The 17,488-nt window shown below is 37.3% G+C and carries 11 protein-coding genes; 1 reads left to right on the top strand and 10 read right to left on the bottom strand.

Annotated features, from left to right (window positions below; translation table 11 throughout):
• Positions 1–129 precede the first annotated feature (129 nt).
• A complete protein-coding gene (locus ACTF48_RS00280) occupies positions 130–1,815 on the top strand; it encodes an Ig-like domain-containing protein (RefSeq protein ID WP_438961131.1) in 1,686 nt (561 codons plus the stop codon).
• Here the strand turns inward: ACTF48_RS00280 and ACTF48_RS00275 are convergent.
• From ACTF48_RS00275 to ACTF48_RS00230, 10 genes are all read right to left on the bottom strand, one after another.
• On the bottom strand, positions 1,799–2,581 hold the full coding sequence (locus ACTF48_RS00275; protein ID WP_438961130.1) for a nitrilase family protein: 783 nt from the start codon (positions 2,579–2,581) through the stop codon (positions 1,799–1,801). The two genes, ACTF48_RS00280 and ACTF48_RS00275, sit on opposite strands and share 17 nt — an antisense overlap.
• Positions 2,582–2,797: 216 nt before the next feature.
• Entirely contained in the window at positions 2,798–3,538 is a 741-nt protein-coding gene (locus tag ACTF48_RS00270; protein WP_438961129.1) for a succinate dehydrogenase/fumarate reductase iron-sulfur subunit, read from the bottom strand.
• Between the two features lie 76 nt (positions 3,539–3,614).
• Positions 3,615–3,839 (bottom strand): four helix bundle protein, encoded by a 225-nt coding sequence (locus ACTF48_RS00265; RefSeq protein ID WP_438961237.1) that lies wholly within the window; start codon positions 3,837–3,839, stop codon positions 3,615–3,617.
• A gap of 32 nt (positions 3,840–3,871) precedes the next feature.
• Complete coding sequence (locus ACTF48_RS00260) at positions 3,872–5,875, bottom strand: fumarate reductase/succinate dehydrogenase flavoprotein subunit (RefSeq protein WP_438961128.1); 2,004 nt, start codon at positions 5,873–5,875, stop codon at positions 3,872–3,874.
• 13 nt (positions 5,876–5,888) lie between these two features.
• On the bottom strand, positions 5,889–6,551 hold the full coding sequence (locus tag ACTF48_RS00255) for a succinate dehydrogenase cytochrome b subunit (RefSeq protein ID WP_438961127.1): 663 nt from the start codon (positions 6,549–6,551) through the stop codon (positions 5,889–5,891).
• A gap of 266 nt (positions 6,552–6,817) precedes the next feature.
• Entirely contained in the window at positions 6,818–7,798 is a 981-nt protein-coding gene (locus ACTF48_RS00250; protein WP_438961126.1) for a PKD domain-containing protein, read from the bottom strand.
• 1 nt (position 7,799) lies between these two features.
• A complete protein-coding gene (locus ACTF48_RS00245; protein WP_438961125.1) occupies positions 7,800–9,356 on the bottom strand; it encodes a hypothetical protein in 1,557 nt (518 codons plus the stop codon).
• Positions 9,357–9,368: 12 nt separating this feature from the next.
• A complete protein-coding gene (locus ACTF48_RS00240; protein ID WP_438961124.1) occupies positions 9,369–10,826 on the bottom strand; it encodes a RagB/SusD family nutrient uptake outer membrane protein in 1,458 nt (485 codons plus the stop codon).
• Between the two features lie 12 nt (positions 10,827–10,838).
• Positions 10,839–13,871, bottom strand: coding sequence for a SusC/RagA family TonB-linked outer membrane protein (locus tag ACTF48_RS00235; protein WP_438961123.1), 3,033 nt, complete (start codon positions 13,869–13,871; stop codon positions 10,839–10,841).
• A gap of 644 nt (positions 13,872–14,515) precedes the next feature.
• Complete coding sequence (locus ACTF48_RS00230; RefSeq protein ID WP_438961122.1) at positions 14,516–17,392, bottom strand: WD40/YVTN/BNR-like repeat-containing protein; 2,877 nt, start codon at positions 17,390–17,392, stop codon at positions 14,516–14,518.
• Between the last annotated feature and the right edge of the window lie 96 nt (positions 17,393–17,488).

Genomic DNA, 17,488 nt, shown 5'->3' with positions numbered 1-17,488 from the left:
ATTATAAACACAAATTGGTTTAAGTTTAATATTCTTAGATGGTAGGTGGAAGTTAATGGCACTGGAGCTTGTGTCCTTCTTTTAAGGAGCAGTATCACGTCAGCTACTGAGGAGCATAGCGTTAATTAAATGACTGGAAACTATGGGTTAAAAGACTGCCTGCTTTTTTTCCATCTTTTACATAATGATAGTAACTTGCGCACGTTATATGAACCTGTGAAAAAGACTTTTTTAAATATATTCAGCCTTATTGTAATCGCTGTTGTACTGGTGCAATGTGCTAAGCGTGGAACACCTACTGGTGGACCTATAGACGAAGATCCACCTGAGATTTTACGTGCCTATCCAGATAATTATAGTGTTAATTTTAAAGCACAGGAAATAGAAATTACCTTTAATGAATATATAAAACTGAACGATTTACAGAAGCAGCTGGTCGTTTCGCCTCCATTGAAAAATGCACCTATTATCACTCCACAAGGCGGCGCAGCTAAGAAAATGACCATAACCATTACAGATACCTTAGAGACTAATACTACTTACACGTTTAATTTTGGTCAGAGTATTATAGATAATAATGAGTCTAATCCATATCCTTATTATCGGTATGTTTTTAGTACGGGTTCTTATATAGATTCTTTACAGCTTAAAGGTAAAATCACTGATGCTCTTAATTATAAAGCAGATGATTTTGTGAATGTGTTGCTCTATAAAATGGATTCTACTTATACAGATTCGCTGGTTTTTAAAGGGCCGCCGTTGTATGTGTTGAACACGCTGGATAGTTTAAAAACCTTCACTATGGAAAACCTAGCGGCAGGATCATACCGCATGGTAGGAATTAAGGAAGAAAACAATGATTTAAAGTTCAATCCCAAAACAGATAAAATAGGTTTTATCTCAGAGCCAGTTACCATTCCTAGTGATGAGGTGCATGAATTAAAGATGTATGAACCAGAACTAGATCCAAGTATTAAAAGAGTTTCTCACGAAGGGAAAAGTAGGTTTTATGTGGGGTATACGGGTAATTTAGACTCGCTTAATATCACTCCAGTAGAAAATAATCTTTTTACTAAAACCAGAATTACTAAGCTTGAAAAAAAGGACACCTTGCAGTTTTGGTTTCAGCCAGACTTAGATCGGGATTCTATTTTCTTAAAATTAGAATATAAAGATTTTGAAGAAGAGAAAAAGGTACCACTTAAAGAACGTTACCAGGATAGTTTACTGGTTAAACAGCTAGGCGATTTATCACTAGCGACACCATTAGTGTTAACAGCTAGCACACCAATAGAGAGTTATGATGTTTCTAAAATGCAACTGATAGATAAAGATTCACTATCGATAGATTTTAAAGCCAGTTTAGATCAATTTAGAAATGAGCTCACCATAGATTTCCCGAGAGAAGAAAGTCAGCGATATGTGCTGGAGACTTTTCCTGGAGCCATAAGTGACTTTTATGGAAACACTGTTGATTCCTTATCATTTAATGGCTCCACTAGAACTGCTGGAGATTATGGTAATATGGAAATCACATTGAGTGGCGGTAATAAATGGCCTGCTATAATTCAAATTACTAAAGAAGATCTTACCGTAGTAGCTGAGCAAACAGCAACTTCAAATACTTCTTACAACTTTAATTTTTTAAACCCAGGAGACTACCTGATAAGAGTTATTTATGACCGCAATAGAAATGGTCGCTATGATCCTGGTAATTTCTTAAAGTTTATACAACCTGAAGAGGTGGTTTATTTACCTAGAGTAATTGATCTACAGGCTAATTGGGATGTGGTTGAGACTATAAAGTTAAATTAAAGTCATCTCGATCTTCTAGAAAGCGTAGCTTTTTGCGTAAGTCTTGAATGTGTTTTTTCTCCAGAGTTACTGTTTTAATACCTTGATTTTCCCATGGATGGCCTATTAATTCTTCACCAAGAAGATTATAGACCTGAGAGTGTCCATTATACTCCATGTCCTTACCATCCTTACCAGTGCGATTAACTCCTATACTGTAACACATGTTTTCAATAGCACGAGCTTTGAGCAATGCGTCCCATGCATTTATGCGTGGAACAGGCCAGTTTGCTACATATAAAAGGACGTCATAATCTTGTGTATTGCGCGTGAAAACTGGGAACCTTAAATCATAACAAATCTGTAAATTTAGATTCCATCCTTTATAATTTACAATCACTTGTTTTTTACCTTTTTTATAAACTTTTTCTTCTCCTGCTAGAGTAAAGGTGTGTCGTTTATCATAATATTCAAAAGTAAGGTTAGGTTTAATAAAAAAGCCTCTATTTACATAAGAGCCATTATCATTAAACATAGTACTACCATAAATAGCAAAGTTGCCCTTAGTTGCATGATTCATTAAATATTCAATCACGTCTTTATTTGAAGCAAATTTAGCGGCGTTCATAGAGAATCCAGTAGTAAACATTTCTGGAAGTATAACTAGATCTGTATGGTTATAAAGTTGTTCTAGCTTGCGCGAAAACTGCTCCATATTTGCTGTAGGATTCTCCCACATCAGGTCGGATTGTATTAAGCTTACGTTAAGCTGACTGGGATGTTCCATTGTTATTGTGTCATTTTGTGTTTGTTATTTCACTTCCATAAATTGAAAAATAAGTAAAAAATAATTCAATTTATTTTAACGACATTATAAACACAAATTGGTATTTTAAATTCTAATCTTTACGAGTACCTATAGATTGTTGATCAATAGGAGTTTTAATAAAAAATCCCTTTACAGAGTTCTGTAAAGGGATTTAATTTTTTTAAAAGAACACTATTAAATATTAGCCTTTAAATACTCGCTATTCATACGAGCAATGTTTTCAAGTTTAATTCCCTTAGGACACTCTATCATACAAGCTCCAGTGTTTGTACAGTTACCAAAACCTTCTATATCCATTTGTCTAACCATGTTCTGAACACGATCAGATGCCTCTACCTCACCTTGTGGTAATAAAGCATATTGAGAAACTTTTGCGCTGGTAAATAGCATCGCACTAGCGTTTTTACACGCAGCAACACAAGCACCACAACCTATACAGGTCGCTGAGTGAAACGCCTCATCTGCTTTTGCTTTTTCAATAGGAATAGAGTTAGCATCTTGTGTGTTTCCAGAAGTGTTAACAGATACATAAGCACCAGCTTGCTGGATTCTATCAAAAGCGGTACGATCCACAATTAAATCCTTGATCACAGGAAAAGCAGCTGCTCTCCATGGCTCAATGGTAATGGTGTCACCATCATTAAACTTTCTCATGTGTAACTGACATGTTGTAGTCAGTTTTTGTGGACCATGTGGTTGCCCGTTAATCATCATGTTACAAGATCCACAGATACCTTCACGACAGTCATGGTCAAATTCTACAGGCTCTTCACCTTTATTAACCAGTTCCTCGTTTAAAATATCCATCATTTCTAGGAAAGACATGTCACCATCTACACCATCTAGTGGATAAGTAACCATTTTTCCTTTAGCTTCAGGACCAGCCTGTCTCCATATTTTAAGTGTCAACTTCATAACTTCTTAGTTATTTGTTTAGCGGTTGTCAGTTGTCGGTTATCAGTACTCAGATAATCGGAACTTATTCCCTTTACTATTTATTAAACTTGTTCAAGTAATTGATATATCCATTAAGGACTCTCATTACTTCGTTTATTTCGTTATTGTATCGTTGAGCGTCTACTTCTATTATATAATTTTTATCTAGACAAACATCGATTTGATCAATCAGTTCACTTAAGGAACCTCTTGCAATTCTACAAAACTGAATGTTTTCTTGGTTATGATACCTTCCAAAACAATCATCTTCACAGTACAGTCAACTGATAACTGACAACCGTGAACCGATTACTACTTATAACTACGTGTTACCAGCTTCACATTTTCAAACACAAGGTCTTCCTTATGCAACTTAGCATCACGTGGGTTCTCATTATATTCCCATGCGCTTACAAAAGCAAAGTTTTCATCATCACGCATCGCCTCACCTTCTGGAGTTTGATATTCTTCACGGAAGTGACCACCACAACTCTCATTTCTAGTTAAAGCATCTTTTGCAAACAGCTCTCCTAGTTCAAGGAAGTCTGCTACGCGACCTGCTTTTTCTAGCTCTTGATTCTTAGTATCTGCACTTCCAGGAACTTTTACGTTTTTCCAGAAATCTTCACGTAGTTCTTTAATCTCATCCATCGCCGTCTTAAGGTCTGCTTCATTACGAGACATACCACATTTGTTCCACATGATGAGTCCTAACTTCTTGTGATAGTAATCTACAGAGTGTGTTCCTGCACCATTCATCAATTTCTCTATGCGTGCACGAGTATCTTTTTCAGCTTGCTCAAATTCTGGAGTTTCTGTAGAAATAGGGCCAGTTCTAATCTCGTCTGCTAGGTAATCACCTATGGTGTATGGTAATACAAAATAACCATCGGCTAGACCTTGCATTAAAGCACTTGCTCCTAGACGGTTTGCACCGTGATCAGAGAAGTTTGCTTCACCAGCAGCAAAACATCCTGGAACCGTAGTCTGTAGGTTATAATCTACCCATAAACCACCCATAGTATAATGTACCGCTGGGAAAATTTTCATAGGCACTTCATAAGGATTCTCATCGGTTATGTTACGGTACATGTCAAACAAGTTACCGTATTTTTTCTCGATGACTTTTTTACCGAGTGCGATCATTTCTGCCTCGCTAGCATTTTTATGACCGCTAGTTAAAGCTTCTATTTTTCCATATCTTAAGAACGAAGCTGCAAAATCTAGATAAACGGCGTTACCTGTCTTGTTTACTCCATAACCAGCATCACAACGTTCCTTAGCAGCACGAGATGCTACGTCACGTGGCACTAGGTTACCGAAGGCTGGATACCTTCTTTCAAGATAATAATCTCTATCTTCTTCTTTAAGGTCTACACCTCTTAGTTTTCCTTCACGTATGGCTTGAGCATCTTCTAGCTTCTTAGGAACCCAGATACGTCCATCATTACGCAATGATTCTGACATCAATGTCAGTTTAGACTGGTGTTCACCACTTACTGGAATACAAGTAGGGTGAATTTGTGTATAACATGGATTTGCAAAGTGCGCTCCACGACGGTGTGTTCTCCATGCTGCCATCACGTTACTTCCCATTGCATTTGTAGAAAGGAAAAATACATTTCCATAACCACCAGAAGCGATGACTACGGCATGTGCACCATGACGTTCTATTTCACCAGTAACTAAGTTACGAGCGATGATACCGCGAGCTTTACCATCTACGACCACAAGATCTAACATCTCATGACGGTTAAATGGTTGTACTTTACCACGGTTGATTTGTCTATTTAAAGCAGAGTATGCTCCTAGTAATAACTGCTGTCCTGTCTGTCCAGCAGCATAAAATGTTCTTGAAACCAGTACTCCACCAAAAGAACGGTTATCTAATAGTCCACCATATTCACGTGCAAAAGGAACTCCTTGTGCCACACACTGGTCGATAATGTTTGAAGAAACCTCTGCGAGTCTGTGTACGTTTGCTTCACGAGACCTGTAATCTCCACCTTTAATCGTATCATAGAATAAACGGAAGTTTGAATCTCCATCTCCTTGATAGTTTTTGGCAGCGTTAATTCCTCCTTGTGCAGCAATACTGTGCGCACGACGTGGAGAATCATTATAACAGAATGTTTTAACGTTATAGCCTAGTTCAGCTAGAGTAGCAGCAGCACTACCACCAGCAAGTCCAGTTCCTACTACGATAACATCTATGTTACGCTTGTTTGCTGGGTTAACTAGGTTAATGTGATTTTTATGATTAGTCCACTTTTCTGCAAGTGGTCCTTGAGGTACTTTAGAATCTAATACTGACATAATTTATGTGTTATTAGTGAGTAAAATGGTGATACAATGCGATGAAAATAAATCCAGCAGGTATCAATACAGACCATGCATAAGTTGCTTTTCTCAGTCCGTCACCTTTATTGATGGCTTTTGCACCTACAGACTGGAACGAACTATTGAAGCCGTGCCATAAGTGCATAGCAAGTAAAATGAATGAAACAACATAAAAACCTACTCTGATCGGGTCTACAAACTTTTCTCTTAATTCTGGTAGATATCTAGTTGGGTCTTCTGGTGCAACATCTATGTATTTTACCGTCATTTCATGAACCCAAAAGTCATACATGTGCAATCCCAAAAAAGCAAGTACTACCAGACCAGAAAGAATCATGTTTCTAGAAACCCATTGAGAATTTGAGTTCCCAGAGAATTGAGCATATTTTACAGGACGCGCTTTTCTATTTTGAAAATCTAGCACTATACCCATTACAAAGTGAATGATCAGTCCTGCGATAAGAATAGGTTGCGCTACAAATTGCACTAATGGATTGTATCCCATAAAGTGCGACCACTCGTTAAAGGTGTCTGGTGCGATAACTGAGGTAATGTTTATGACAAAATGCTGTGTCAGGAATATAACCAGAAACAGACCCGAAAGTGCCATTATCCACTTTCTAGCAATAGAAGATTTTACTAATGCGCTCATGTATAATTTTTTAGTTTGTCGCAAAGATAACTTTCAAGCGTTGGATTTTCAACGGTCTCTATTTAATATCCTTCTCAATATCCTTATTTGGATTGAATCTTAATAGCTTGTGTCATTGACTTTACATCGTTATAGTAGTGATGGTGTAACTTTCCTTACTGAGGTTTTGTTAAGCTTGTGTTGGTATTTTGTTGCTTTCGCGAAAGCGAGCATAAAAAAAGCCACTCTTTTTAAAGTGGCTTAGTGTATGTAATTTTTGGTTGGAATTAGTTACAATTAGGATTAGGATTCACTGGTGAATCTGTGGTAAGTACGTGATACCAAGCAAGTGCTGGATCGTTGCCTTGAATCGTGCGCAGTACCATGCGATTTGCAGTAATTTCCATAATTTCATACTCACTACTTCCCACATACCAGCTTATGAAACTATCGTTAGCTAGGAGCATAGTTGTTTTTCTAGATTCGGTCTCTGGCACATCAGTATCTAATGTAGGAGTGAAAGTTACTGGACCTGGTGCTGGTGCGGTAAACGGTAGGCACTCATCTGCATTAGTAGTATTTAAGGCAGATGGACCACCAAATTGAGTCAAATAAGTATTGTGAAAATAGGTGCCTCCAAAATTCCTGAGTTCATAAATAACGTCATTACCATCTTTAGTAAACACCATTTCATCTTCATAAAAACATTCTGTGAGTTCATTACAGTATCTTCCAAATGCAGGAACTGGGAAAAACGCTGGTGTGTAATATGCCTCTGGTGATTGTCCAGGAATAAGATTAGTAGGTCCTACGCCCCAATGTGCATTTTCTGCAACAGACCAGTACCAAGTTTTAGAACTACCACCAGTTAGGAAATCTTTTGCTTCGGCATCGTCAAATGTGCTCAATACGTCTATTATAACAGTTTTAGTCGTTGCAGCGCCACCTGTTCCAGTTGCTGTTACTGTAACAGGATAACTTATCACTCCTAATTCTACAAAACGATGTTCAATGGTACCATCAAATGTTGAACCTGTACGACCATCTCCAAAATCGTAAGTATAATTAATAGCATTTTCAGAAGTTGCGTTGAACACAACTATTCCTGTTCCATCACCATTAGGTTCTGTCATACTCTGACCTTGAATATCAAAGGACAATTCTAGATTACTCGGAGCAATTACATCTCCAAATGTAGTGTCATCATCTTGGCAAGAGTTTAATGAAACTGCTAGCATTAAGATTACTACTATTCTGAAATATTTCATTTTAATTTGTTTTAATTAAGTCATCTATATAGATAGTTTCTGATACCGTTGTGGACTGTAATGGGTCAAAAAATATTACTACATTTCTTAAATCATCAGTGGTATTTCCAGAAAAGTTTGTAAATGTCAGTTCTTCCCACCCGTTTGCTACAGTTGTAGTAACACTTGTTACTTCTTGAAATAGTCCACCGTTACCTATGCGTTCTACCTTGAGCCAGACAGGTAGACCTGCGCGTGGAGAATAAACCTTTAAAGTGAAGGAAGTTGTTGCTGTGAAAGCTACTGGCTGATCAAGAACAATAGCTACTAATGAATAGTTGTTAGCTCCCGTAGGTGGTCTGTCAAATTGTAGTACCGTGCTTGAATTATTTACCAGATCTGGTACTGGATTAGTAATAATTGAAAAAGCTCCATTGTTAGTACCGATATTGTAAATTCTGTCGGGATCTTCAAAGTTTAATGGTAGCAATATTGGTGGTCCGTCAGCTAATTCAATGTCGTCAAAATAGTTGATATCTCCAGTAGGTGCGTTTCCTAAATCAAAGAAAACTACAAAACGGCTGAATGGTTGCGTAGTGTCTAATCCAGTGGTATTAAAGAATAATGTTTCCCACTCACCTGTTTTGGTGGTAAAGGCTTCATAATCTGCAGAGGCAATGGAACCATCGGCGTTTTCTAATTTCATGGTTACTTTTGTTCCTACAGGCATAGGGGACCAAGTTTTCATTCTAAAGTTTTGCGAAACTGAAAAATCAATCGGGCCACTTAATGGAACAACAACACCACCATAAGTTTGTGTCCCTACTTTTTCTATACTTACCACTTTTGTACTACTGTTATAGACACTTACATCAGGATTATTAATAATTGAAACTGCAGTTTCAAAATTAATAAGGTTATAGTTTAAGGTAGCTGATTCAAAATCTAAAGGTAATTCTACTGGGTCTTCAATAACCACAGTTTCTGTAGCGGTTGCCGTAGCGAAACCACCGCTTAAAGCAGTTACTGTAATGGTATAAGTTCCTGTACTACTGTAATCATAATTTACTGTATCACCTTCCATAAAAGCAACTGGTGCAAGCGCTGGGTCTTCTCCAAAGGTAACTTCAAATGAAGTTTCAAAATCTGCAGTGGCCATTACGGAAACTCCAAAATTAGAAGAGGCACTTTCTGTAACCGTTATTGCAAGGTTTTCAGGAGCTCTAAAAGAAACATCAAGCGTTTTTACAAATTCTGTAGTTTCACCGCTTAAACTAGTAGCAACCAGTGTAACCGGAAAGGAACCTTCTGGGTAATTACGTTGAGCGTTTTCACCTAAAGATAGTATTACAGACTCGGCAGTTCCATCACCATAGAAAACCTCAAAACTTGATACGTTTTCACCCGTCGGAGAAATAGTTACTAATCCAGTGTTGTCTTGTGTAATCTTAAAGGTGAGGTCAAGATTTAACGGAGCTCCAATGGTATTGCTTAGGTCTTTTTCATCGTCACTTTCACAACTCCATATAGCAGTGCTTAGTGCTAATAAAACAACAAATAAAAATTTAATATTTTTCATTATGATTTTATTTTAATAATTAGGGTTTTGTTCCCAGCGATTTCCTGCAAGTAATATTTCTTCTAGAGGTATAGGAAAAACTTCATGTTTTCCAGCTACAAAGTTATCAATTTCTGAAGCTGCTCTACCTGTTCTTACCAGATCAAAGAAGTGGTGACCTTCTCCTACTAACTCTAATCTACGGTCTAGGAAAATAGCATCTCCCAGTGCCGTTCCAGAAAGTGTTACGTCTGGTAAGCCTACTCGAGTGCGCACTCGATTTAAGTATGTTCTTGCTTGTCCATCTCCTAGATTGCCGCTATTGTATGCCTCGGCAGCCATTAAAAGAACATCGGCAAATCTTATAGCTCTGTAATTGTTAGGGTTTGTTAGGTTAGCATCACCTGTATTTAAATCTCCTTGCCTAGCGATGTATTTTCTATTAAAGTAACCTGTATGTTCAAAACCAGTGCTAAAAGTAGCTCCATTAGCCGATGCAAAAGCGTCAATATCTAGTATTGCTGTATCTAATCTAGGATCTGCCGGATCAAATAAATCTACTACTTCTTGGGTCGGAACATTGAAACTAAAACCAGATTCAAAAAGTGGTCCGTTGTAATTTCTAATTCCGTTAAATCCAACGGCTACATTTCCTTCACTACACTGTAAACAACCAAATCCAGCTCCTTCTAAATCAGAATATTGAATTTCGAATACAGACTCTGAATTATTCTCATTATCGTTTTCAAAAATCGTAGAATAATCGGCAACTAAACTATATTGATTTGAAAGAATTAAATCATCTAAAACGTTTGCAGCCAGGTCATATTTCCCTTGATACAAGTAAACTTTACCCAATAGAGCTTGTGCACTTCCTTTTGAAGCTCTACCTATATCAGGAGTGGTATACTGTAGGTTGTCAATAGCATATATTAAATCCAACTCTATTTGGGTATAAACTTCTGCTTTAGGAGTACGGTCTACATCAAATTGATCACCAAAAAGGAATCTTTGGTCTACTACTAATGGAACATCTCCAAAGAATTTTACCAGTTCAAAATAATAGTAAGCTCTCAAAAAACGTGTCTCACCAAGAACCCTAGGTTTGTCTGGAAAATCTGTTTTATCTTGAAATTCCATGATGTAATTTGCTCTATTAACACCAGCATACATCCATCTCCATAAATCAGATAATTGTTGATTTACAGGAGTGTGAATCATATCATCAATTTGTTGAATTCCTATAACGTCTGATGCACTTTCTCCACCTGCAAGCGTATTATCTGATGCAATTTCACCTAGCATGACATTAATATAGCTCGATTGCAACATATCATAGGCACCGATTAAAGCACTTTCATAATCTTCCTGTGAATTAAAGAAGTTTTCTGAATTAGGATCTTCACTTTCTACATCTAAATAATCCTCGCTACACGAGTTAATACCTAAAGCAACAAAGAATAGTAATATATATATTTTATAAAGTTTCATCTTGAGTATTTTTTAGAATTTAGCATTTATTCCGATTAAAAATGTTCTAGCCACTGGGTAGAAACCGTTATCTATACCACTAGCAAGAGGATCTCCAGAACTTGCACTTGGGTCAAACCCTTGATATCTGGTTAGTGTAAAAGCATTTCTAACAGCACCATATATTCTCAACTTACTTAGTTTAACGTTTTTTAAAGCACTATCATTTAAAGTATAACCTAATTGAATATTTTGTGCTCTAAGGAATGAAGCGTCTTCAACATAGAAGTCTGAAAACACTTGGTTTGCTGTAGCTCCAGTGGTAACTCTAGGGAAGGAGTTTGTTGATCCTTCACCAGTCCATCTATTTAAAATATTTGTAGTTGTGTTAGTTAGTGGTTGATTACGTTCATAGTTCCTAACCATTTCATTACCTAAAGATGCAAAAAAGTAACTTTGGAAGTCCCAGTTTTTATAGTTGAAACTCAAATTCATTCCCATAGTAACATCTGGTAACGGGTCACCTAACTCTGTTCTATCTTCAAGATTAATTACTCCATCGTTATTTAAATCTCTATATCTAAAATCTCCTGGTTGAGCGTTTGCACCCAAGGCTATTTGAGATGGATGAGCAGCTACCTCGGCAGCATTTTGAAAGATCCCGTCGGTTTGATAACCATAAAAATAACCTATCGTAAAACCTTCTTCGAATCTAGTTATAGGTGGCTGACCAACGCCAAAACCTCCTGCTTCTATAAAACCGTTGTCATTATTTACAGCAAGGACTTCGTTATCTAGCGTCGCTATATTATAACTCACATTAAAGCTAAGATCATCAGTTATTTGATCTCCATACCCTATGGAAAGTTCAAGACCTCTATTTCTTATATCTCCTCCGTTTATAAATGGAGCACTTGAACCAGGAGCACCTGATCCTAATATACCAGAAACGTTTGGTGCTATTAATAAATCTTGAGTTTCTCTATTAAAATAGTCTACGGTTACATTTAATTTGTTAGATAAAAATTGCATGTCAACACCTACGTTTGTGGTAAACTGCTCTTCCCACTTAATTTCTGGATTACTTAAAGCTCCACCTGCTGTACCATTAAAAATCTGATCATTAAAGACATACTGACCTTCACCTGTTAATAAGGAAACATAACCGAAAGCTGGTATCCTATCATTACCTATAATTCCTGCTGATGCACGTACTTTAAGGAAGTCGATAACTTTGCTGTCCTTTAAAAAACTCTCGTCTGAGGCTACCCAACCTAAACTTGCTGATGGGAAAATACCAAATCTATTTTCTGGACCAAAAATAGTACTACCATCTCTACGTATAACCCCAGAAAATAAATACTTCCCTTGGTAATCATACTGTACTCTTAAAAAATGAGAAAGTAATCGTTGATCAAAACGTCTTGCGCTACCTACAATTTCATCTCCAGAGGTTCGTCGATCTGCTCCAGCGAGGCTTACCTCATTATAATCATTACTTCCATTTCCAAAACCAGTGAAATCGTTAAAATCGCCTCTAGTTCTAAAGGCACTCATCCCTAACATTGCTTCAATATTATGGCTGTCATTAAAAGAATTATTGTATTTAATAAAAGCATCATAGGTATAATCACTAAAAAAGTTCTCATATTCGCTGTATACATTTTCATCTAGGTTAAATACCTTACCAGCTCCATAAAATGCTCGTGGATTAAAGTTGTTTCCATAGGCTTCAGAATAATTTGCTTGAATACGAGCAGTAGCCTCAAAATGATCCAAGAAAGAATAAGTTAACCCAAAGTTCCCACTTATTTTACCTACCTTATTTTTATTAAAAGTATTTGCAAGTTGCGCTTCGGGATTGATAACTTCATTTCCCAAACCTTCTGCGAGTGAAAATTCACCAGCGGCATCTCTTACTGGTATGGTTGGAGCCATATTCACTGCATTGAATAATACAGATCCTAAACCACCATCATTTATACTTCTATTGCTGGTGTAAGAATAGATGAAGCCTGTCTTCATTTCTAGATTCTTAGTCCATTTATGGTCAAAGTTTCCACTCATGGTAAAGCGGTCAAAGTCTGATTTTTTCCCTCCTACAATACCATCTTGATTAAAAACAGAAACTCCTAATTTGTACAAAGACTTCTCTGTACCACCGCGCATCGATATATCGTTATTAAGAACTAAAGCATTTTGAAATACTTTATCTTGATAATTGGTATTAGTTAAATTTGAGATATTAGTAAAAGGAAGCGCTTCACCATTGTTAGCAAATGCTTCGTTTTTAATTAGCGCATATTGCTGAGAATTTAAGGTAGGTAACCTTCTAGAGGTCTCTTGAGCACCACCCCAGGAATTGTATTCTACAACAAGAGGCAGGTTTCTACGTCCGCTTTTTGTGGTCACGATAATCACACCATTTGCAGCTCTTACACCATAAATACCAGCCGTAGCATCTTTTAAGACGGAGATACTTTCTATATCGCCAGGATTAATAACGCTTAAATCTTCTATAATGTTACCATCTACAAGAATTAATGGTCTATTGTCTCCGTTAGTAGAAACACCTCTTATTCTAATGTTCAAACCAGCACCTGGAGAACCAGAAGAAGAAGTAACGTTAACACCAGGTACTTGTCCTTGTAAGGCCTCTTCAACACGTGCAGGTTTTAGGTTTTCAATAGCCTCGCTATTTACTATGGACACTGCACCGGTCACTTCTCTTACGGCTTGGGTTCCATAACCTACCACCACTATCTCTTCAAGGGTAGCGACGTCTTCTTCTAACATTACAGTGATTGAAGTTTCATCACCTAAGGCAAACTCCTTTGTAACTGTACCTATATATGAAAACCTGAGAACATCTCCTTTTGTAGCGGCAATGGTAAATAAACCATCAATATCGGTGGTAGTGGCTGTTTGGCTAGTGATGTTTTGAACAGTTACACCTAGTAAGGTTTCTCCTGTGGCCTGATCAAGGACTTTTCCTGAAACTAAACTTTGTTGAGCAAAACCTAAAGCTGCAACAAGATAAAAGAGTAAAAGAGTAAATTTATTCATGAAAATGGTATTATTTCCGTTTACTTTAATTGAACTTCTACGACGTTATAGTATGGCTATATAAGCGCGTTGTTCCAAAATTAAAATAAAAGATTAAATTTTTAAAGGTTTAACCCTTACAATTATTGCTACAATATATGTTTTGATTATTTTATTGGTTATCAATTACTTATATTTTAAGGCTCTTATTTTTTATCATGAAATCATCCTTTTGTTGAGGTGTTGTAAGGGTGTTTAACAGATGTTTTAATCCAAACCAACTACATCGTTTTCGTATTTGCATTCAGTTTTTAAGGCAGAATAATTTAATTTTAACGTTTAAAAGTGTTTTTTGGAACTCTCTATTTGAGTAAAACACTCTAATATCTATTTCCTACCGACAAATCATTTAAAAAACTACTCGCTTTTGATAAGGCGTGGACAGATAATACTACGCTTGGCGAATTAGTATAAGGAGCGGTTAATCATACAGATGACACCTGTCATAATTATTAGTTTGAGAAAATAATTGTGTTTTTCAACCTTTCTGACCAAATTTCCAACACCTCTAATTTGTCTGCCTTTACTTAGACGAGAAAAGGAGCTTTTTATAGTGTATTTAAATTACCCAATCGTTGCTCTCCTCGCTATGAGGTTATGAAAATTTACTCGACCACTAATTCCTGTTCTGCACTTCCAGAATTACTTATCATCTTTACTGTATAAGTTCCTACCGGTAAATAGGTCTTACCATTATCAGCAGTTTTTGGGGTTTCTTTAAATCGTTTTAATCCGCTTTTTGAAATAGAGCCGTCATACTCGTAGAAATTCAAACCTGGGTCTGCTGTGATGTTCATTTCTTGAATGGTTTTCCCTTTTTTGTTCTTAACTTCTATGGTCACCTTTTCAGTATTAGGACTGTAAAAAGCTAGTTCTATAGAAGGTTCTGGCCCTTCTGACCACATAAAACCTTTGTTTCCATATCGAGAAGAAAATTTAGTATTTTCTATAGGTGCTAATTTTAATGATTTGCCAGTCCTACCATACATAAACTCTTCTGCGCTGGACGTATTTAAAAGCTCTAATGAGCTCAAATCTCCTTTATAAATAGAACGACCATGCGTTCCTACCAGAAGATGATTTTCTTCGGGTTGAATTTTTAAATCGTGAACCGCTACCGGTGGCATGCCGCCAGTGAGTAATTCCCATGATTTACCAGTATCTGTACTGATGTACGTAGCATTATCAGTTCCTGTGAACAATACGTTTTCTTTTTTAGGATGTTCTATAATGACATTTACTGCGCTAGTAGGTATAGTGTGACTTATATTTTCCCAGGTTTTTCCATAATCATTACTTTTATAGATGTAAGGCGTAAAATCATCAAAACGATAACCGTTTAACGTGACATAAACACGTCCTTTTTTGTGCTGCGATGCCACTACTCGACTTACCCATAAATTTGCTGGCCAGCCGCCGTTGAGTTGTTCCCATTCCGTGCCACCATCTTTTGTCACTTGAACAAGTCCGTCATCTGAGCCGGTGTAAATTAACCCAAACTTAAATGGTGATTCACTGATGCTTGTTAATGTCCCATAGGCTACATTTCCTTGTTTACCACCTTGTGTAAGATCTGGGGAAATAGCGGTCCAGTCATCTCCTTGATTCATGGAACGGTGCAATTTGTTTCCTCCTAAATACAGAATGTCCTGATTGTGCGAACTCAATAAAATAGGCGTTTGCCAGTTAAAACGGTATGGTGATTCTCCAAGCTCATGTTTAGGTTGAATATAAGTTCTATCTCCAGTTGCTCGATTGAGTCTAAAGTAATTTCCAAATTGAAAACCCGTGTAAACGATGTCACTATTACGAGCATCTATTTGAATTTGCATGCCGTCGCCGCCCATAATAGATTTCCATGGATACTGACCTTGTTGATGCCACGAGCGGTTTTCTGGAGCGTTATGAGCACCTACCCAAACGCCATTATCTTGTAAACCTCCATAAACATTATAGGGTTTTTCAAGGTCATAATTAATCGCATAAAATTGACCTACACTAGGTGTGTTATTTTTAATCCACGTGGCGCCATCATCATAAGAAATGTTGAGGCCGCCATCATTACCATTAATGAGATGACCGCGTTTGTTAGGATTGATCCATAGGGCATGATGGTCTGCATGTACATTTTCTCTAGAAATACTTTTCCAGGTTGCACCACCATCATCTGATTTTATAATAGGAACGCCCAGTACATAAACATGGTTAACATCGCTAGGATCTATGCGTACTTGAGCAAAATAGTAACCATAGCTGTAGAACACATTGTCTAGTTGACCTTTGTGAGTTTTGTCCCAGGATTTTCCACCGTCGTTACTGCGGTATAATTCAGCACCTTTTACGGGTGTGTCAAAGAGTTGGGCATTGGCATTTTCCAGATATTTTGCCACATCCAGTGGTGTTGCGTCACCACTACGTACCATGTTTTTAACATTATCTGCCCTGTATTTTTCTTGAAAACCATTTTGTTTTAAGAATTTGTTGAGCTTGTCATTATCGAGCCTGAGGAACGCCTCTTTAGACATCGATTTAAAGTCGTTTTTAGATAGCTTATCGGATTTCGCTTTCGCGAAAGCGGAATCATCAACATCCTTATCCCTACGGAATTGTGAGTCGTGGATGGCATAAACTGTATTTTCATCATAAACGGCCAGTCCTATACGACCTACTCCAGAACCTACTGGAAAACCGCTGGCTGGTGTCGTTATTTTATTCCAAGTCTGTCCAGCATCCATACTTTTATAGATAGCACTCGCTGTTCCATCACCATCAAAATTCCAGGCTTTACGGTCTTTTTCCCAACTTGCCGTGTACATGATATTAAAATCATCGGGTGCATGGGCTAGGTCTATGAAACCTGCCATGTTTGTGGCAAAAAGTGTTTTTTCCCAAGTAATACCGCCATCTTTAGTCACATAAATTCCACGAGAATCACTAGCCGAATATAATGGGCCAGTCACCGCAATCACGACATGATCACTATTTGCTGGATTGATCAAAATACGTCCTATGTGATGGGAATCTTTTAACATAGGATCACTCCATGTTTTCCCCCAATCGGTAGACTTAATAATTCCTATACCAGCATAACTGCTGCGGCTAGAATTATTTTCTCCAGTTCCTGCCCAGATCGTTTTACTGTTCCAGTCTACGGCGATATCTCCTAGATTAATAGCTCCAGCACCGTCCATTATAGGTGTAAAGCTAGTGCCGTTATTATGAGAATGCCATAATCCACCACTGGCATAAGCGACGAGCATTTCAGTAGGTTCTGCCGGGTTCACATCTACATCTACTACACGACCCGACATGATACTCGGACCTATATTTTTAAAAGCTAAGTTTTTAAAAAGAGAGTTTTGCGCCATTTCTTCACGCTGTTCTAGACCTTTATGTACCACAGCGCTAGGAGTTGCTGGTGGATATTGTGCAAATAAGAAACTACTGGTGAATAGAAAAACAATTGAAAAAACTCTTTTCATGGATAGAAATTTTAGAAGTTTAAAGATAAGTCATAGAATTTGAAATCAAACTTGAACTTGAAACAGAGTGGTTAGTTAATCGTTAATCGCAGTTCT

Source organism: Nonlabens sp. (assembly GCF_965660805.1).
GTDB lineage: Bacteria > Bacteroidota > Bacteroidia > Flavobacteriales > Flavobacteriaceae > Nonlabens.
Note: the sequence above shows the minus strand (reverse complement) of the source record. Positions and strands in the feature narration are given on the sequence as shown.